Raw genomic sequence first — 17827 nt, 5'->3', positions numbered from 1 at the left:
CAGGGGGGACCCTGTGGGAGAGTAGGACGCCGCCGAACAAATTGTGAGAGAACCCCTGGCCGGGATAACCGGCCGGGGGTTTTCTGCGTTTAGGCTCGGGGCCATGCGCTATGACCTGGTTATCTTCGACAATGACGGCGTCCTCGTCGACAGCGAGCCGATCTCCAACCGGCTGCTGGCCGCCTATCTGACCGAGATCGGCCATCCCACCTCGTACGAGGACTCCATCCGTGACTACATGGGATCCGCGATGCACCGGGTCCACGACCTCATCCAGGAGCGCACGGGCCGGCGACTTCCCACGGACTTCGACGATGTCTTCCACGCGCGGGTGTTCGCTGCCTTCGAGCGGGAGCTGAAGCCCGTGCCCGGTGTCGTCGACGTACTGGAGACGCTGACGGCGGACGGTGTCCCCTACTGTGTCGCGTCGTCGGGAAGCCATGAGCGGATCCGGGTGGGGCATCGCACGACCGGGCTCGACCGCTGGTTCGACGAGGGCAGGGTGTTCAGCTCACAGGACGTCGGACGGGGGAAGCCGGCACCGGACCTGTTCCTGTACGCGGCCGAGCGGATGGGGGTCACGCCGGAGAAGTGTGTGGTGATCGAGGACAGCCCCCTCGGCGTCCAGGCGGCCGTCGCGGCGGGGATGGACGTGTACGGGTTCACGGCCATGACGCCCGCGGAGCGGCTGGCGGGGGCCACCCGACTCTTCACCAGTCCGGCCGAGTTGGCCGACCTGCTGGTATGACCGGGGGCAGCTCGGCGCACTGACATTTGTCATGCGGAGCCCCGGACGATCGTTCCTACCGGCGGACCGGGTCGGGGCGGGAAGCTGAGGGCATGACGACGAACACCGTGAGCCGGAGCCAGAGCAAGGCCGCCAACTTCGTGCCGCTCCTCGTGGACGTGGCGGTGCCCATCGGGTCGTACTACCTGCTGAAGGACGCGTTCGGGATGAGCACCCTGATGGCGCTCGGCCTGAGCAGCGTGGCGCCGGCCGTGCGTACGGTGTGGGGCGTGGTCAGGGAGCGGCGGCTCAACGCCTTCGCCGCACTGATCCTCTGCGTCAACGTCATGACGCTGGTGCTGAGCTTCGTCGCCGGTGACCCGCGGCTGATGCTCGCCAAGGACAGCGGAGTCAGCAGCGTCATCGGGGTCGGCATCCTGGTCTCCGTGGCGCTGGGCAAGCCGATGATGACCGAGGGCATGAAGCCCTGGCTGGTGAAGGGCGACGCCGGGCGTGAGGCCGCCTGGGCGCGGCTCCAGGCGGGGTCCCCGGCCTTCCGGCGGGCCGAGCGGGTCTTCTCGCTCGTGTGGGGTGTGGTGCTGCTCGCCGAGTGTGCCGTGCGGGTCGTGGGCGCGTACACGCTGCCCGTGGACACCATGGTCTGGCTCGGCACCGTGATCCTGATCGTGTCGATGGTCCTGGGGTTCCTGCTCAGTGGCGCCCTGGCGGCCGGCCGGATGGCGCACATGGTGATCGTCGAGGCGAGGTCCGAAGGCGCGGTGGCGACCCTCCCGGCCCCGGCCGCCACCTCCACCGCCCGTCCCACCGCTGTCCCCATGGTGGCCACCGCGCGGTAAAGCTGAGGGAAATTCATCTTTGGCTTGATCTACCCACAGGTAGCCCGGGGCCCTACGCTCGCCGCCATGACAGATGTGCTGCGGCGCGGTAGGGCCTCGTTGGCGTTCAGCTTCTTCGCCCAGGGCGCCGCCTTCGCCCTGCTCGTGACGCGCATCCCCGCCATCCAGGACCGGTACGGCGTCTCCGACGCGTTGCTGCCCGCCTTCCTCGCCGCGGTGCCGATCCTCGCCGGCGTGGGCAGTGTGACGACCGAACAGCTGGTGAAGCGCATACCGCCGAGTGTGCTGCTGCGCTGGTCCCAGCCCGTCGTGCTGCTGGCGCTGCTGGGCGTCGGGGCCGGGGACACGATGGTCGAGCTGGGGATCGCGCTCGCCGCGTTCGGGCTGGCGGTGGGTGCGCTCGACGCGTCGATGAACATGCTCGGGGTGAGCCTCCAGCGGACGTACGGGCGCAGCATCATGCTCAGTTTCCATGCCGTGTACAGCCTGGGCGGGATCGTCGGCGCCTCGCTGGCGTGGATGGGGGCGCACTGGCACCTGGCGCTGTGGGTGTCGTATCTGCCGGTCGTCGCCGTGCTGTTGCCGGCCGCGCTGGTCGGGAGCCGGTGGTACGTCGACGGGGAGTCCGGGCCCGCGGACGCGGGGGGTGCCGAGGGTGCCGGGGGCGGGCTGGTCTTCAAGCTGCTGCTTCCGCTGTGCCTGGTGATGACCTTCGCGTACATCGGGGACTCGACCGTCTCCAACTGGAGTGCGAAGTACCTCCAGGACGTGCTGGGGAGTTCGGAGCAGATGGCGACCGTTCCCTACAACGTGTACATGGTGACCACGCTGCTGGGGCGGGCCATCGGGGACTTCGGGGTGCGGCGGTTCGGGGCCGCGGCGGTCGTACGGCTGGGGGCGCTGGTGGCCGCGGTCGGGTTCGCCGTGGTGGCCGGGGCTCCCGGGGCGTGGGTCGGGATGCTCGGGTTCACCCTGTTGGGGCTGGGGTTGTGCGTGCTCGTGCCGCAGACTTTCGCGGCCGCGGGGCGGCTGTTCCCGGGGGCGTCGGACGCGGCGATCGCACGGCTGAACATCTTCAACTACGTGGGTTTCCTGATCGGTTCGCCGTTGGTGGGGGCGATCGGAGACGCCTGGAGCTACCGCGGGGCGATGCTCGTACCGATGGTGTTGGTGCTGGTGACGTTGGTGTACGCCAAGTCGTTCGCCGCTCAACCTGACCGATACGGTGGCGGGCATGAGCGGCCGCGCACAGCTGATGTGGGACGAGGCAGTAACGGGCTATGACTTCGGTCCGGACCATCCGATGGATCCGGTCCGGCTCGCGCTGACCCGGAGACTGGTCGACGCCTTCGGGCTCGACAAGGACGTCGACGTGGTGGCGGCGAAGTCGGCCGGGGAGTCGACGTTGCGGCTCGTGCACCGGGAGGACTACGTCGAGGCGGTCAAGGCCGCGTCGGCGGATCCCGCGGCGGCGGACACGTCGTACGGGCTGGGCACGATGGACGATCCCGCCTTCGCCGGGATGCACGAGGTGTCGTCGCTCATCGCGGGGCAGTCGGTGGGCGCGGCGGAGGCCGTCTGGCGCGGAGACGCGCTGCACGCGGTGAACTTCGCGGGCGGCCTGCACCATGCGATGCCCGGGTCCGCGTCGGGGTTCTGCATCTACAACGACGCGGCGCTGGCGATCGCGCGGCTGCTGGAGCTGGGTGCCGAGCGGGTCGCGTACGTGGATGTGGACGTGCATCACGGCGACGGTGTGCAGGCGGCGTTCTGGGAGGATCCGAGGGTCCTGACGATCTCGCTGCACGAGCATCCGCGGACGCTGTTCCCGCAGACGGGGTGGCCGCAGGAGGTCGGGGCGGGCGTCGCCGAGGGGTCGGCGGTCAATGTGGCGCTGCCGGCGGGGACCGGGGACGCGGGGTGGGTGCGGGCGTTCCACTCGGTCGTACCGGAGCTGCTCGCGGACTTCCGGCCGCAGGTGCTGGTGTCGCAGCACGGGGCAGACACGCATTTCGAGGATCCGCTGGCGCATCTCGCCGTGTCGCTGGACGCGCAGCGGGCGGTGCAGGTGGCGTGCCACGAGCTGGCGCACGAGTACGCCGACGGGCGGTGGGTCGCGCTGGGCGGGGGCGGGTACGCGGTGGTGGAGGTCGTGCCGCGGTCGTGGACGCATCTCGTGGCCATCGCGGCGGGGCGGGAGATCGCTCCCGAGACGGTGATTCCGGAAGGGTGGCGGCAGGAAGTGTTCGCTCGGACGCGGGAGTTGGCGCCGCGGCGGATGACCGATGGGCGGTGGCCGGTGTCTTGGGCCGCGTGGGAGGCGGGGTATGACCCTGCGGATCGGCTGGACCAGGCGGTGTTGGCTGCGCGGCGGGCGGTGTTTCCGTTGCGGGGGTTGTTGGCGTAGGGGTTGACGGGGGCGTCGGGGGCGTCGGGGGCGTCGGGGCCGTCGGGGTTGCTGGGGTTGTTGTGTGGCTGCGGGGCCGCTGGGGTGAGTCGCGCAGTTCCCCGCGCCCCTGGGGGGATGGCGTAGTTGTTCGGCTGCGGGTTGGTTGTGGCTGGTCGCGCAGTTCCCCGCGCCCCTGAGGGGGGTGATGTGGTGGTTCGTCCGCGGGTTGGTTGTGGCTGGGCGCGCAGTTCCCCGCGCCCCTGATGGGGGGGATGTGGTGCCTCCTCCGCGGGTTGGTTGTGGTTGGGTGCGCGGTTCCTCGTGCTCCTGAGGGGGTGACCCTGCGGGGGGTGGGGTTAGGCCATGTGTGGGGTGTTTGGGGGGTTTCCGGGGTTGGGGGGCGGGGGGTTTGTCAGCATCGGGTTCGTGTTGAGCGTCGGGGCTCTGCGGGCCCATCTGCTGGCGGCGCGGCTGGCCGGGCCCGTGGCCACCTCCCGTGAGGAGAGTCTGCGGAGCTATCGGTTGTTCGCCGCGCGTGACCCTCGCGTGCTGATCGGGCTCGATCCCGAATGGTCTTGGTCGCAGCGGGATCTGATCGAGTTGATGGCGGACAAGTGTGGGGTTTCCGCCGACCCCGGATGTGTCTCCGGGCATGATGTGATCGACCCGGAGCGGACGCTGGCCGCTCTCGACGCCTTCGCGGATCGGCTCGCGGCGGTCGCTCTGCGCGGTGCCCCCGTGCTTCTCGGCACCGGGCATCCGCATCGCCTGCTCGGGTTCTACGTCGCTCTTGCGGACGCCCTGTCGGCGGCCGGATGTACCGTCCTCACCCCAGCGAAGGGTCGCTGTGTCGACATAACGACCCGGTTCGGTCTACGCACGTACAACCTCGACTACGTACAGGGAGTCGCGCTCGTACGGGAACCCGGCGTCGAACACCCCGGTTGTGAGCCCGGCGCACACACGCACTCGCCGCTCCCGGTTCGTACCGTTCTGGCCGGGGCGGCCGAGGCCGGCGGGCCCCTCCCGGAGCTGGTCATCGGGGACCACGGTTGGGTCTGCGGGGCAGGTCAGCTGGGGTTCGAGGTGATCGGGCTGGCCGACACCGACGACCCCGCGCTCTTCGTGGGGGAGGCCGAGGGGTCCGTGTCCGTCGCCGTTCCACTTGATGACGCCGTGCGATCCGATTACTACCGTCCGCTGACCCGCTACGTACTCAATCGAGCGTGTCTGTCACAGTAGGCCGCCGATGGGTGCACCTCTTCCCCACTCGCATCACACGCCCCTAGTCTGGGGAGTGAGCACGCAACGACGAAGAGTCACCGGAAGGGGAAGCCGGTGACCGTCGAGTGCGGAAGGTTCAGGTGTGTCATGGCAGCTGGCGAGAGGCCTCTGAACGAGGTTCAGTTCCTTACCGTGGCGGAGGTCGCCTCGGTGATGCGAGTGTCGAAGATGACCGTGTACCGGTTGGTGCACAGCGGTCATCTGCCCGCGATCCGGGTGGGGAGGTCCTTCCGAGTCCCGGAGCAAGCGGTTCACGAGTACCTTCGCGAGAGCTATGTGGGGGTGGAGACGGCCTGACGGCGATTCCGGGAACAGCCCGGAACACCTCGATTACGACCTCAGCGCTCGGGCGGGTAGGCTAGCCCCTCGTAGGTCGTATGGGCCCATGGCGCCCAGCACCGAGTGATGAGAAGTGAGCGAGGGTAGTCGTGGGCTCTGTTATCAAGAAGCGGCGCAAGCGGATGGCCAAGAAGAAGCACCGCAAGCTGCTCAAGCGCACGCGCGTTCAGCGTCGCAACAAGAAGTAGGCGACGCGCTCGCGAGAGCGTTTCACTGTGGCCCCCCGCCCAACCGGTGGGGGGCCACAGTCATATCCGGGACCGGTATCCGGAACGGGTATCGGGAACCGCTGTTTCACGACACTTGCCGTCACTTCGTGCATCGGGGGGTCATCACAGCGCAACATCGACCCGCTAGGTTGGCCGCAGACGGGGAACGCGGCAATGTACGAGGTCTGGGCAGGGTACGAGCTCTGGAAGGAAGGCGCTGATCTTGGGCAAGGTCGTGCTCGTGACCGGTGTGGCCCGTCAACTGGGAGGCCGGTTCGTACGGCGCATCCAGCGTGACCCGCAGGTGGACCGGGTCATCGCCGTGGACGCCGTCGCACCCGAGCACCATCTGGGCGGCGCCGACTTCATCCGGGCCGACATCCGGCAGCCCGCCATAGCGCGCGTGCTCGCCGAGACGAACGCCGACACGGTCGTCCACTTGGATGTCACGGCCACCGCGCTGGGCAGCGGCAGCCGGACCACGGTCAAGGAGACCAACGTCATCGGCACCATGCAGCTGCTCGGTGCCTGCCAGAAGTCGCCGACCGTCAAACGCCTTGTCGTGAAGTCCAGCACGAACGTCTACGGGTCCGCGCCCCGCGACCCGGCCGTCTTCACCGAGACGACCCCGCCCAAGTCGCTGCCCAGCGGCGGCTTCGCGAAGGACACGGTAGAGGTCGAGGGGTACGTACGGGGCTTCGCGCGGCGGCGGCCCGATGTGGCCGTCTGCGTCCTGCGGTTCGCCAACATCCTCGGCCCGACCGCGGAGACGCCGCTCGTGTCGTACTTCTCGCTGCCCGTACTGCCGACCGTGTTCGGCTACGACCCGCGGTTGCAGTTCGCGCACGAGGACGACGTGATCGAGGTGCTGCGGATCGCCTCGCACGAGCCGGCCCGCGGCACGCTCAACAGCGGCACCTTCAACATCGCCGGAGACGGCGTCCTGTTGCTCTCCCAGTGTTCCCGCCGGCTCGGCCGACCCACGGTGCCGCTGCTGCTGCCGGCGGTCACCTGGGCGGGCTCCCTGGTGCGTACGCTGGGCATGACGGACTTCTCGCCCGAGCAGATCCGGCTGCTCACCCACGGCCGGGTCGTGTCGACCGACCAGATGCGCGAGACGCTGGGATTCACGCCGAAGTACTCGACCGCAGAAACGTTCGCGGACTTCGCCCGCAGCCATGGACCCGGACTGCTGCCGCCGGAGGCCCTCGCGGGGGCCGTCGACCGGATCGCGGCGCTGCCCGTCGCGGGCAGCGGCCACACCCCGACGCCGAGCGCCAACTGAGGAGCGCACCAACGATGGCGGACGCCAAGGTCATTCCGTTCGACGACGACCGGTCCCGGGGGAGCGCCGTGCCGCGGCCACCGCGGCGCCGGGGCGCCGGAAACCGGCGCAAGGGCGCCGAGGCGGGCCTGGTCCGTGAGGTCCAGCAGGTCCAGCCCCTGCCCACCGCGTCGGTGGCACAGGATGATGTTCCCGTGACGCCTGAGGAAAAGCCGCTCCGTAAGCCGCAGGACCACGCCGAGGGCGGCCTGGAACGCCGGGTGGCGAGCGGGCTGGCCTTCCTGCGCCGCCGCCTCACCGGTGACTACGAGATCGACGACTTCGGTTACGACGAGGAGCTCACCGACCAGGTCCTGATGTCGCTGCTGCGGCCGCTGTACGAGAAGTACTTCCGGGTCGAGGTGAAGGGCATCGAGAACATCCCGGCCCAGGGCGGTGCCCTGATCGTCGCCAACCACTCCGGCACGCTCCCGCTGGACGGCCTGATGATGCAGGTCGCCGTGCACGACCACCACCCGGCGGGCCGGCATCTGCGGCTGCTCGCCGCCGACCTGGTCTTCGTGCTGCCGGTGGTCAACGAGCTGGCCCGCAAGCTCGGTCACACCCTGGCCTGCGCCGAGGACGCCGAACGGCTGCTCGCCCAGGGCGAGGTGGTCGGGGTGATGCCGGAGGGCTTCAAGGGCATCGGCAAGCCCTTCGGTGAGCGCTACAAACTCCAGCGCTTCGGCCGCGGCGGCTTCGTCTCCACGGCGCTGCGGCAGGGCACGCCGATCATCCCGTGCTCGATCGTCGGGGCGGAGGAGATCTACCCGATGATCGGCAACGCCAAGACCCTGGCCCGGCTGCTGGGTTTCCCGTACTTCCCGCTCACGCCGACCTTCCCGTGGCTGGGCCCGCTGGGCGCGGTCCCGCTGCCGACGAAGTGGACGATCCAGTTCGGCGAGCCGATCCGCACGGACGGCTATCCGCCGGAGGCGGCCGAGGACCCGATGCTGATGTTCAACCTGACCGACCAGGTCAGGGAGCAGATCCAGCACACGCTGTACAAGCTGCTGGTGCAGCGCCGGTCCGTGTTCTTCTGAGTTGTTTCGGGTTCATCGGAGTCCATCGGAGTTCATCGGGGTTCATCCGGGTTCGTTCGGAGTGCTTCCGAGTGGCCCGGCCGACGCCGGTGTACGGCGATGGGGGCGCCCTTCCCGAGAGGGGCGCCCCCATGCCGTACCGCATCCGCCCTAGTCGGCGTCCTCGCTGTCGATGCCCAGGCCGGGCAGCAGGCCCGGGAGCAGCGGCGGGAGGGTGACGTCCGGCTCGCCGGTCGACGGGCTCGTCGACGGTGACGCGCTGCCGGTGTCCTTGGGCGGGTCGAGCAGGCCGCCGGTGCTGCCACCGAGCAGACCGTCGCTCTCGCCGCCGGTGCCGGCCGACTTGCTGGGGCTGCCGGTGTGGGAGTGCCCGGTGTCGGTGGTGCTGTCGCCGGCGCTGGGCGTGCTCGACCGGTGGGAACCGGACGATCCGGTGGACGCCGGGCCGGAGCCCTGCCGTTCGCCTCCGCCGGTGCGGGCCGGGGGCTGCGGGAGCAGGGACTGGAGCGGCGCGACCTCTTCGTCTATGGCGTCGAACACCGACGAGACCTGGTCGCTGACATCGCCGAGCTGGAGCGGGAGCTGCTCGCGCAGCGCGCCCCAGGCCTCGCGGTGGGAGCGGGAGAAGGCGGAGAGCGCCTGGATGGGGCCCAGGGACTCCGGGTCGCGCTCGTAGGCCGCGTGCAGCAGCCGGTGGCCCTCGGTGGCGTCGTGCTGCATGCCGGACAGGGCGCGCCGGACCTCGCCGAGGGACTCGTGGTCGAGGTGTCCGCCACGGCCGCGGTCCATCAGCCGACGGGCCTCGCTCAGCCGGGTCGAGGCCTGGTCGAGATAGGAACGGCCGCGTTCGTCGTCCCCGTCGGACAGGTGGTTGAGCTTGAAGTCCTCGATGCCGCGTTTGAGCCCGTAGAGCGAGTCGCCGGGCAGCGCGTCGGAGCTGGCCGCGGCGACACCGCCGAAGGCTCCGGCGGCGACGCCGACGCTCAGTCCGCCCGCGGTGAGGCCCTTGGCCAGCCGTGAGCGTGGCCGGAACTTGCCCAGCGTGGTCGCCCGGTGGGCGCCCCGGGACCGGGAGCGCTGTTCGGGCACCGAAGCGTCCGTCGCCCCTCCGCCCAGCGTGCCTTCCTGGAGCATGGTCTCCATCGCGGCCACCAACCGGGCCCGCTGGACGACCTTGACCTCGGGGTCGAGCTCCGGTTTGGGCAGCGTGCCGAGACCGGTGGCGAGGGTCAGCAGCTGACCCCGCTCGGTCTGTTCCGCAGCAGCCGGGGACGGAGCCGGTCCTTCGGGCTGCTCGGCCGCCGTGCCCAGGTCGGACAGCTCCTCCAGGGCCTGGGCGAAGGCGTTCGCCCGCCGGTGCGCCGATACGTTCGCGATCACTGGCGGCACCTCCTCTCGTCATGACGGTCGGCTCCCCAGGGGGTCCTGGGGGTCGCACGCCCTGACCTCGTCCACGCGAACGCGTGATCGAAGCCGGCCAGCGTGTGACCACAGGGAGCCTGCATCCCGCACAACGAGCGGCGTGGCACTTGGGTTACGGACGACGGATGATCGGATCGCGAAGTCAACGGTCTTTCACTGAACGTGAGTTGGTGATTGCTGTCGGTGTGCGCCGGTTCAGCGGGCGTCGTCCGGGAGGAGCCGGGCGAGGGTGCGGACGGCGCGGTACTGGAGGGTCTTGATGGCGCCCTCGTTCTTGCCCATCACGCGGGCGGTCTCGGCGACGGAGAGGCCCTGGAGGAAGCGGAGCGTCACGCACTCCTGCTGCTGGGGGTTGAGCCGGCGCACGGCGTCGAGCAGGGCGGCGTTGGAGAGGGACTCCAGGACGGAGTCCTCGGGGGAGCGCTCGACCTCGTTGGCGTCGAGCATCTCGCCGGTGGTCACCTCGAGCCGGAAGCGGCTCGACTTGAAGTGGTCGGCGACCAGGTTGCGGGCGATGGTCACCAGCCAGGCGCCGAAGTCGCGGCCCTGCCAGGTGAACGTCCCGATGCGGCGCAGGGCGCGCAGGAACGTCTCGCTGGTGAGGTCCTCGGCGGTCGCCTTGCCGCCCACCCGGTAGTAGATGTACCGGTACACGGTGTCGCTGTACTGGTCGTAGAGCCGCCCGAACGCCTCGGCCTCACCGGCCTGGGCGCGCTCGACGAGGTCCATCATGCGGGCGCTGTCGCTGTCGGCGGCGGGACGGCGTGCGGTGCCGGCGCCGGAGCCCGTCGAACGTCCCCGTCTGCCGACCGCGGCGCCGCCGTCGGCCAGTGCGTAGCACGGGCCGACGGGGATGGCGGCGGCGAAGGCGGGGACTGCGGACGCGGTGGGGACGACGGACGCGGTGGGGACGAAGTCGCGCAACAGATCTTTGACCGTAGCGACCGTTGCGCGCAGCGTAGCCAGGCCCGAGGCGTCAACCCCGACGTGTGGGTACACGGGACTCCCAGAGGCAGAGCTTCCATCACGTGCAGTGCGGGACCGTTCACCCGTCGTAGCGACGGAGGGGTACCGGTTTGCGTTTGAGGAGAATAACGCTTCGTGCAGGCACTGCTACACCCAGTTGCTCAAATCATCGATTACGTCGCTTCTGTAACCGATTGACGCCTGTTCAAGTGCCGCATAGTGAAAGGTTGTTGATCGTAAATCTTCGAGTTGGGGGTAGGTCCGGGCGTGTTGTGGCCGGGTCGGTAAACCCCGTGCGCGACGACCGGCCGCGACGCCGGACGGGGGTGCCGGAATTCCCGGCACCCCCCGTCCACGTGCGTGTCGCGGCTCCCCTATCGGCGCCTGCGGTGCAGGGCGATCGCCGCGGCCGTGCCCCCCGCGACCGCGCCCACGCCCGCCGCCGCCGGGATGCCGACCTTGGCCGCCTTGCGGCCCGTGCGGTAGTCGCGCAGGCGCCAGTCGAGGGTCCGGGCGTGTCGGCGGAGCTTGGCGTCGGGGTTGATGGCGTAGGGGTGGCCGACCAGGGAGAGCATCGGGATGTCGTTGTGGGAGTCGCTGTAGGCGGCGCAGCGGGCGAGGTCGATGCCCTCCGCGGCGGCCAGCGCGCGGACCGCCTCGGCCTTCGCCGGGCCGTGCAGCGGCTCGCCGACCAGCTTGCCGGTGTAGACGCCGTCGACGGACTCCGCGACCGTGCCCAGCGCGCCGGTGAGGCCCAGGCGACGGGCGATCACCCCCGCGATCTCGACGGGGGCCGCGGTGACCAGCCACACCCGCTGGCCCGCGTCCAGGTGGGCCTGGGCGAGGGCGCGGGTGCCGGGCCAGATGCGCTCGGCCATGTACTCGTCGTAGATCTCCTCGCCGATCGACATCAGCTCGGAGACACGGTGGCCCTTGACGATCGACAGGGCCGAGTCGCGGGCGTCCTGCATGTGTTCCGGGTCCTCGACGCCGGCCAGCCGGAACCACGCCTGCTGCCAGGCGAACTTCGCGAGGTCGCGGGTCTCGAAGAACTTCCGTTTGTACAGACCCCGTCCGAAGTGGAACAGGGCGGCGCCCTGCATCACGGTGTTGTCGAGGTCGAAGAACGCCGCGGCCTTCTCGTCGCCGAGCACCGGGAATTCGGGTTCCTGGTCGGAGACCTCCGACGGTGACGACTTGCGCGCCGCCTCCGCCGAGGCCTCGCCTGCCAACACGCTCCGCGCCGTGGCGGAGCGCCTACGGGGAGTGAGCCATCCGAGAGCGGCCATGGCGTGAGCATAGCCAGTCTGTTCGGTGGTTCCGGAGTCGTGAGGTTTGAAGGGTGTGAACTCTCCGCGACCGAGCAGTTAAAGAACTGACCGCGAGGGCGCGAGAATGGACGACATGAGTCCCATGTTTCGGCGCAAGTCCCCGCAGGAGCGCGTGGTCACCCTCATCCGCAAGCCGGGGTGTCATCTGTGTGACGACGCACAACTGGTGATCGAGAAGGTCTGCGGTGATCTGGGCGTGTCCTGGGAGGGGAAGGACATCACTCAGGACCCCCAACTCCATGAGCAGTACTGGGAGCAGATTCCCGTCGTCCTCGTGGACGGCAGGCAGCACACCTTCTGGCGGGTGGACGAGCGGCGGTTGCGCAAAGCACTGACCGACTAGTGCCGGCCGACCGGCACTGACCGATCAGCACTGACCGACCAGTCCAAGTGGCGGGGAAAGTCGCTTAGGATCGACGGCGACTTGGTCTCGGGGGCGGGATTCGTGAGGAGAGTGTGCGGTTTTGCCCCCGGTAAAGAAGGAACGGTGGTGTCTGTGTGCCGGTTCCCCACGCCTGCGGCGAGGGTGCGTGACCCCGGTCACGTTGGCCGGGCAAATCGGACACCATCTTTGTGCACGCGTTCACAAAGACATAGCCTTCTGTCGACGGGGCGGTCTGGGTACGTGTGACCGCCCACAGCCCCGCTCTACCCGCAGGAGCACCGTGGCAACTGGCCGAACTCACCGACCGGCGACCCGTAGCCGAGGGATTCCCGAGGCCACCGTCGCCAGGCTTCCGCTGTACCTCCGCGCGCTGACCGCACTGTCGGAGCGCTCGGTACCCACGGTCTCCTCCGAGGAGCTCGCGGCCGCGGCGGGGGTCAACTCCGCGAAGCTGCGCAAGGACTTCTCCTACCTGGGTTCGTACGGAACGCGCGGTGTGGGCTACGACGTCGAGTATCTCGTCTACCAGATCTCCCGCGAACTGGGGCTGACCCAGGACTGGCCGGTTGTGATCGTCGGTATCGGTAACCTCGGAGCCGCTCTGGCCAACTACGGCGGGTTCGCCTCCCGTGGTTTCCGGGTCGCGGCGCTCATCGACGCCGATCCGGCGATGGCCGGAAAGCCCGTGGCGGGGATCCCCGTCCAGCACACGGACGAGCTGGAAAAGATCATCAAGGACAACGGCGTGTCGATCGGTGTGATCGCGACGCCCGCCGGTGCCGCCCAGCAGGTCTGCGACCGGCTCGTGGCCGCCGGGGTCACCTCCATCCTGAACTTCGCGCCGACCGTGCTGACCGTCCCCGACGGTGTCGACGTGCGCAAGGTCGACCTCTCCATCGAGCTGCAGATCCTCGCCTTCCACGAGCAGCGCAAGGCCGGCGAGGAGGCAGCGGCCGGCGACGGCGCCGCCCCGGCCGCCGCCGCCCGCAAGGCGTCCACCGAACAGGGACCCGACGGGGACGTTCCCGCCGTGATGCCGGCATGAGTCTCCTCGTCGTGGGACTGAGCCACCGCAGTGCCCCGGTCAGCGTGCTGGAGCGGGCCTCGCTGCACACGGACGCCCAGGTCAAGCTGCTCCAGGACACGGTCGCCGCCGAGCCGGCCGCCGAGGCCGCGCTGCTCGCCACCTGCAACCGCATCGAGCTGTACGCCGACGTGGACAAGTTCCACGCCGGTGTCGCCGAGCTGTCCACGCTGCTCGCCCAGCACAGCGGGGTCGGCCTCGACGAGCTCACCCCGTATCTCTACGTGCACTACGAGGACCGGGCCGTCCACCAGCTGTTCTCGGTGGCCTGCGGGCTGGACTCCATGGTCGTCGGCGAGGGCCAGATCCTCGGGCAGATCAAGGACTCCCTCGCCAAGGCGCAGGACCTGCACTCCGCCGGACGCCTGGTGAACGACCTGTTCCAGCAGGCCCTGCGGGTCGGCAAGCGCGCCCACTCCGAGACCGGTATCGACCGCGCCGGACAGTCCTTGGTCACCTTCGGCCTGGAGCAGCTGTCCGGGGGCGCCGACGTCCGCACCTGGGCCCGGGGCAAGAAGGCCCTGGTGATCGGCGCCGGTTCGATGTCCTCGCTGGCCGCGGCCACGCTCGCGCGCGCCGGGGTCGGCGAGATCGTGATCGCCAACCGCACCGCCGACCGTGCCGAGCGCCTCGCGCACCTGCTCGAGGAGCAGCACGGGCAGCGCACCGACGGCGACGGCGCGGACGTGCTGGCCCGCGCGGTACCGATGGACGCGGTGCCGGTCGAGCTGACACGTGCCGATGTCGTCGTGTCCTGCACCGGCGCGACCGGACTGGTCCTCACGGCGGAGGCCGTCGCCGCCGCGCTGCGGGACCGTACCGGACAGCCGGTGGCCGAGACTGCCGGCCTCGACGCGGGTACCGACGGCGCCGACGCTCGTACGGACGTACGACTGCTGCCGCCCGCCTCCCTGGGCGTCGACGAGAACTGCCCGCTCGACGTGGCCGCCGCGCAGTCCGGCTTCTCCGTGATGGGCGAGGCGGCCGTCGCCGGGATGGACGCGGCGACGCTGGAGCAGCACGCGGCCTGGGTCGACAACGGCACCGTCGACCGCCGCGAGGCCCCGCGCAGCGCGCCCGAGGCCGACGCCGAGCTGATCACCGCGCTCGCCGCGGCCGCCGCCACCGTCGGCCGCGTCCCCGAGCGCCGCAGGCCCGAGCCGGTCGCCGAGGCGCCGCGCCCCGAGCCCGCCCTCTTCCTGCTCGACCTCGCGATGCCCCGCGACATCGACGCCGCCGTGCACCGGCTGGCCGGGGCGCGCCTGGTGGACATCGAGTCGCTCGCCGAGGCCTCCGCGGACGCGCCGATGGCGGCCGACGTGGACCAGGTCCGGCGTATCGTCTCCGACGAGGTCGCGGCCTTCGGGGCAGCCCAGCGGGCCGCGCACATCACGCCCACCGTGGTCGCCCTGCGCACCATGGCCGCCGATGTCGTCGCGAACGAGATCGCGCGGCTCGACGGGCGGCTGCCCGGCCTCGACGACAAGCAGCGCGGCGAGATCACCCAGACCGTGCGGCGTGTCGTCGACAAGCTGCTGCACGCACCGACCGTACGGGTCAAGCAGCTCGCGGCCGAGCCCGGCGGTGCCGGGTACGCCGACGCGCTGCGGACCCTGTTCGACCTCGACCCCGAGACGGTGGCCTCCGTCTCCCGGGCCGAGGACAGCACCGAGATGAACGCCAAGAACCGAGGGCCAGCATGAGTCAGAAGGCACTGAGGCTGGGGACCAGGCGAAGCAAACTCGCCCTGGCCCAGTCCGGGCAGGTGGCGGACGCCGTGAGCCAGGTGACCGGACGGCCCGTCGAGCTCGTCGAGATCACCACGTACGGCGACACCTCCCGTGAGCACCTCGCGCAGATCGGCGGCACGGGGGTCTTCGTGACCGCCCTGCGGGACGCCGTGACGCGCGGCGAGGTCGACTTCGCGGTCCACTCGCTGAAGGACCTGCCCACCACGCAGCCCGAGGGGCTGGCGCTGGCCGCCGTCCCGGTGCGCGAGGACCCGCGTGACGTGATCGTCGCCCGGGACGCCCTGAAGTTCACCGACCTGCCCCGCGGGGCCCGGATCGGTACCGGCTCGCCGCGCCGCATGGCGCAGCTGAACGCCTACGCGCGCAGCCACGGGCTGGACATCGAGACGGTGCCGATCCGGGGGAACGTCGACACGCGGATCGGGTTCGTGCGGGACGGTGAGCTGGACGCGGTCGTGCTGGCCGCCGCCGGCCTGAACCGCATCGGCCGCAGCGAGGAAGTGACCGACTTCCTGTCGGTCGACACGGTTCTGCCCGCCCCCGGCCAAGGGGCCCTGGCGATCGAGTGCGCCGCGGACGACGCGGACCTCGTCGCGGCGCTCGGCGAGCTCGACGACCCGCTCACGCGGGTCGCCGTGACCGCCGAACGGTCACTGCTCGCCGCCCTGGAGGCCGGTTGCAGCGCCCCTGTGGGCGCGCTGGCCGACCTTCTGGCCGACGGGCAGATTGTCAAGGAAATGCGCCTGCGGGGCGTCGTCGGCACGACCGACGGCACCCGGATGGTGCAGCTGTCCACCACCGGTCCCGTGCCCGAGTCGCACGACGGGGCAATGGCGCTCGGTCGCGCACTCGCCGCCGAGATGCTCGCCCAGGGCGCGGCCGGTCTGATGGGGGAGCAAGCGTGAGCCCCACCACCTTTCCCGCCGGTCCGGAACACGGGCACGTCACCTTCCTCGGTGCCGGACCCGGGGATCCGGGACTACTGACCCTGCGCGCCGTCGAGGCGCTGGCGAACGCGGACGTCCTGGTCGCCGAGTACGAGGTGCTCGACGTCGTACGCACGCACGCCAGACCCGGTGTCGCCATCGTGAACACGGAAACGGATTCCTCTTCGGAACCGCTTCCGGGCTCAGGCACGCCTCAGCTGACGGTTGTTGACGGTGCGTCAACAACCGCTGGCGGCCCCGCCGTGCGGGATGCCGCACATCTTGTCATGGAGGCCGCGCGGGGCGGCAGGCGGGTCGTGCGTGCGGTGTCCGGGGACCCCGGACTCGATACGTACGCCACCGCCGAAATGCTCGCCTGCGCCGCCGCGGGCGTTCCCTTCGAGGTCGTCCCGGGTGTCGCGGCCGTCGTCGGCGTGCCCGCGTACGCCGGTGTGCCGCTGCGGGACGCGCAGGGCGCGGACGTACGGTTCGTCGACGCGCGCTCGGCGTCCGGCCGGTGCTGGACCGAGGTCGGGGCGTCGGACGGGACCGTCGTGGTGTCGACGACCCTGGACTCGGTGGCCGCCGCGGCGGGCGAACTGGTGTCCGCGGGCCGCAAGCCCGATACGCCGATGACGGTGACGGTCGGCGGTACGACCACCCGGCAGCGGACCTGGACGGCGACCCTCGGCACGATCGCACAGACGCTGAAGCAGGCGAAGGTGCTGCCGTCCCCGGACGGCGGCCGGCCGGTGATAGCCGTGGTCGGTGAGCGTTCCGCCCCCGCCCAGCGCGACCAGCTGTCGTGGTTCGAGTCCAAGCCGCTGTTCGGCTGGAAGGTGCTCGTGCCGCGTACCAGGGAGCAGGCGGCGTCGCTCTCCGACCAGTTGCGGTCCTACGGCGCGGTGCCGCACGAGGTCCCGACGATCGCCGTCGAGCCGCCGCGCACGCCCCAGCAGATGGAACGGGCCGTCAAGGGGCTCGTGACCGGACGGTACGAGTGGATCGCCTTCACCTCGGTGAACGCGGTCAAGGCCGTGCGGGAGAAGTTCGAGGAGTACGGGCTCGACGCCCGGGCCTTCGCGGGGATCAAGGTCGCCGCGGTGGGCGAGCAGACCGCGAAGGCATTGGTCGCCTTCGGTGTGAAGCCGGACCTGGTGCCCAGCGGCGAGCAGTCGGCCGCGGGCCTGCTGGAGGACTGGCCGCCCTACGACCCCGTCTTCGACCCGATCGACCGGGTGTTCCTGCCCCGCGCCGACATCGCCACCGAGACGCTCGTCGCCGGGCTCATCGAGCTGGGCTGGGAGGTCGACGACGTCACGGCGTACCGGACCGTGCGGGCCTCGCCGCCGCCGTCCGAGACCCGGGAGGCGATCAAGGGGGGTGGCTTCGACGCCGTTCTCTTCACATCGTCCTCCACCGTGCGCAACCTGGTGGGCATCGCCGGGAAGCCGCACAACGTGACCGTGATCGCGTGCATCGGCCCGGCCACGGCGAAGACCGCCGAGGAGCACGGGCTGCGGGTCGACGTCATGGCTCCGGAGCCGTCCGTGCACAAGCTCGCGGAGGCGCTGGCGGACTTCGGCCTGCGCCGCAGGGCCGCCGCGCTGGAGGCGGGCGATCCGGTGACCCGGCCGAGCGAGCGGCGGCCGGGGTCGCGGAGGCGTCGGACCACCTGACGCCGGTGGCACCCGCCTCGCGTGCTTGAAGCGCACACGCCCCGCTGTCCCCTCCGGGAGACGGCGGGGCGTTCGTCGTTGCCGAGTGCGCCGCGACCTGCCGTTCCACCT

Annotated in this window: 17 protein-coding genes; 14 read left to right on the top strand and 3 right to left on the bottom strand. The window is 70.6% G+C overall.

From position 1 onward, the window contains the following. Window positions 1–103 precede the first annotated feature (103 nt). The 9 genes from ACWCQK_RS38570 to ACWCQK_RS38530 all read left to right on the top strand — a co-directional run bounded on the left by ACWCQK_RS38570 (window position 104) and on the right by ACWCQK_RS38530 (window position 8172). Window positions 104–748, top strand: a complete 645-nt coding sequence (locus ACWCQK_RS38570) for an HAD family hydrolase (protein ID WP_451163366.1) — start codon at window positions 104–106, stop codon at window positions 746–748. A 92-nt stretch (window positions 749–840) separates the two neighbouring features. After that, on the top strand, window positions 841–1584 hold the full coding sequence (locus tag ACWCQK_RS38565) for a VC0807 family protein (protein ID WP_451163364.1): 744 nt from the start codon (window positions 841–843) through the stop codon (window positions 1582–1584). A gap of 66 nt (window positions 1585–1650) precedes the next feature. Next, window positions 1651–2868 (top strand): MFS transporter, encoded by a 1218-nt coding sequence (locus tag ACWCQK_RS38560; protein ID WP_451163362.1) that lies wholly within the window; start codon window positions 1651–1653, stop codon window positions 2866–2868. Beyond that, a complete protein-coding gene (locus ACWCQK_RS38555; protein ID WP_451163360.1) occupies window positions 2819–3991 on the top strand; it encodes an acetoin utilization protein AcuC in 1173 nt (390 codons plus the stop codon). The genes ACWCQK_RS38560 and ACWCQK_RS38555 overlap by 50 nt, the downstream gene beginning before the upstream one ends. A gap of 408 nt (window positions 3992–4399) precedes the next feature. After that, entirely contained in the window at window positions 4400–5215 is an 816-nt protein-coding gene (locus ACWCQK_RS38550; RefSeq protein ID WP_451163368.1) for a phosphatase, read from the top strand. 129 nt (window positions 5216–5344) lie between these two features. After that, window positions 5345–5554, top strand: coding sequence for a helix-turn-helix domain-containing protein (locus tag ACWCQK_RS38545; RefSeq protein WP_093781815.1), 210 nt, complete (start codon window positions 5345–5347; stop codon window positions 5552–5554). A gap of 131 nt (window positions 5555–5685) precedes the next feature. Next, window positions 5686–5784, top strand: coding sequence for a 30S ribosomal protein bS22 (locus tag ACWCQK_RS38540; RefSeq protein WP_003948845.1), 99 nt, complete (start codon window positions 5686–5688; stop codon window positions 5782–5784). Window positions 5785–6028: 244 nt separating this feature from the next. Next, complete coding sequence (locus ACWCQK_RS38535) at window positions 6029–7090, top strand: NAD-dependent epimerase/dehydratase family protein (RefSeq protein ID WP_451163358.1); 1062 nt, start codon at window positions 6029–6031, stop codon at window positions 7088–7090. Between the two features lie 14 nt (window positions 7091–7104). After that, entirely contained in the window at window positions 7105–8172 is a 1068-nt protein-coding gene (locus ACWCQK_RS38530; RefSeq protein WP_451163356.1) for a lysophospholipid acyltransferase family protein, read from the top strand. Window positions 8173–8322: 150 nt separating this feature from the next. On the opposite strand, the gene ACWCQK_RS38525 is transcribed toward ACWCQK_RS38530, so the two are convergent. From ACWCQK_RS38525 to ACWCQK_RS38515, 3 genes are all read right to left on the bottom strand, one after another. Continuing rightward, entirely contained in the window at window positions 8323–9552 is a 1230-nt protein-coding gene (locus ACWCQK_RS38525) for a DUF5667 domain-containing protein (RefSeq protein WP_451163354.1), read from the bottom strand. A gap of 237 nt (window positions 9553–9789) precedes the next feature. Next, entirely contained in the window at window positions 9790–10593 is an 804-nt protein-coding gene (locus tag ACWCQK_RS38520) for an ECF subfamily RNA polymerase sigma factor, BldN family (RefSeq protein ID WP_451163352.1), read from the bottom strand. 341 nt (window positions 10594–10934) lie between these two features. Then, the gene (locus ACWCQK_RS38515) at window positions 10935–11849 is read right to left on the bottom strand and encodes an HAD family hydrolase (RefSeq protein ID WP_451163350.1); all 915 of its coding nucleotides are present in this window, start codon (window positions 11847–11849) and stop codon (window positions 10935–10937) included. Between the two features lie 115 nt (window positions 11850–11964). On the opposite strand from ACWCQK_RS38515, the gene ACWCQK_RS38510 reads away from it, so the two are divergent. The 5 genes from ACWCQK_RS38510 (at window position 11965) to ACWCQK_RS38490 (ending at window position 17716) form a co-directional block, all read left to right on the top strand. Next, the gene (locus ACWCQK_RS38510) at window positions 11965–12234 is read left to right on the top strand and encodes a glutaredoxin family protein (protein ID WP_451163348.1); all 270 of its coding nucleotides are present in this window, start codon (window positions 11965–11967) and stop codon (window positions 12232–12234) included. A gap of 322 nt (window positions 12235–12556) precedes the next feature. Then, window positions 12557–13321 (top strand): redox-sensing transcriptional repressor Rex, encoded by a 765-nt coding sequence (locus ACWCQK_RS38505; protein WP_451163346.1) that lies wholly within the window; start codon window positions 12557–12559, stop codon window positions 13319–13321. Next, a complete protein-coding gene (locus ACWCQK_RS38500) occupies window positions 13318–15063 on the top strand; it encodes a glutamyl-tRNA reductase (protein WP_451163344.1) in 1746 nt (581 codons plus the stop codon). Before ACWCQK_RS38505 ends, ACWCQK_RS38500 begins: the two co-directional genes overlap by 4 nt. Beyond that, on the top strand, window positions 15060–16016 hold the full coding sequence (gene hemC / locus ACWCQK_RS38495) for a hydroxymethylbilane synthase (protein ID WP_451163342.1): 957 nt from the start codon (window positions 15060–15062) through the stop codon (window positions 16014–16016). The genes ACWCQK_RS38500 and hemC overlap by 4 nt, the downstream gene beginning before the upstream one ends. Further along, window positions 16013–17716, top strand: a complete 1704-nt coding sequence (locus tag ACWCQK_RS38490; protein ID WP_451163340.1) for a uroporphyrinogen-III synthase — start codon at window positions 16013–16015, stop codon at window positions 17714–17716. The genes hemC and ACWCQK_RS38490 overlap by 4 nt, the downstream gene beginning before the upstream one ends. Window positions 17717–17827: the final 111 nt, after the last annotated feature.

Source organism: Streptomyces sp. NPDC002306, from assembly GCF_053593435.1.
This window is presented reverse-complemented; position numbering and strand designations above follow the sequence as displayed.

Coding starts and splice junctions, on each gene's coding strand:
- ACWCQK_RS38570 (WP_451163366.1), top strand. CDS start 104: ATGCGCTATGACCTGGTTATCTTCGACAATGACGGCGTCCTCGTCGAC.
- ACWCQK_RS38565 (WP_451163364.1), top strand. CDS start 841: ATGACGACGAACACCGTGAGCCGGAGCCAGAGCAAGGCCGCCAACTTC.
- ACWCQK_RS38560 (WP_451163362.1), top strand. CDS start 1,651: ATGACAGATGTGCTGCGGCGCGGTAGGGCCTCGTTGGCGTTCAGCTTC.
- ACWCQK_RS38555 (WP_451163360.1), top strand. CDS start 2,819: ATGAGCGGCCGCGCACAGCTGATGTGGGACGAGGCAGTAACGGGCTAT.
- ACWCQK_RS38545 (WP_093781815.1), top strand. CDS start 5,345: ATGGCAGCTGGCGAGAGGCCTCTGAACGAGGTTCAGTTCCTTACCGTG.
- ACWCQK_RS38530 (WP_451163356.1), top strand. CDS start 7,105: ATGGCGGACGCCAAGGTCATTCCGTTCGACGACGACCGGTCCCGGGGG.
- ACWCQK_RS38515 (WP_451163350.1), bottom strand. CDS start 11,849: ATGGCCGCTCTCGGATGGCTCACTCCCCGTAGGCGCTCCGCCACGGCG.
- ACWCQK_RS38510 (WP_451163348.1), top strand. CDS start 11,965: ATGAGTCCCATGTTTCGGCGCAAGTCCCCGCAGGAGCGCGTGGTCACC.
- ACWCQK_RS38500 (WP_451163344.1), top strand. CDS start 13,318: ATGAGTCTCCTCGTCGTGGGACTGAGCCACCGCAGTGCCCCGGTCAGC.
- hemC (WP_451163342.1), top strand. CDS start 15,060: ATGAGTCAGAAGGCACTGAGGCTGGGGACCAGGCGAAGCAAACTCGCC.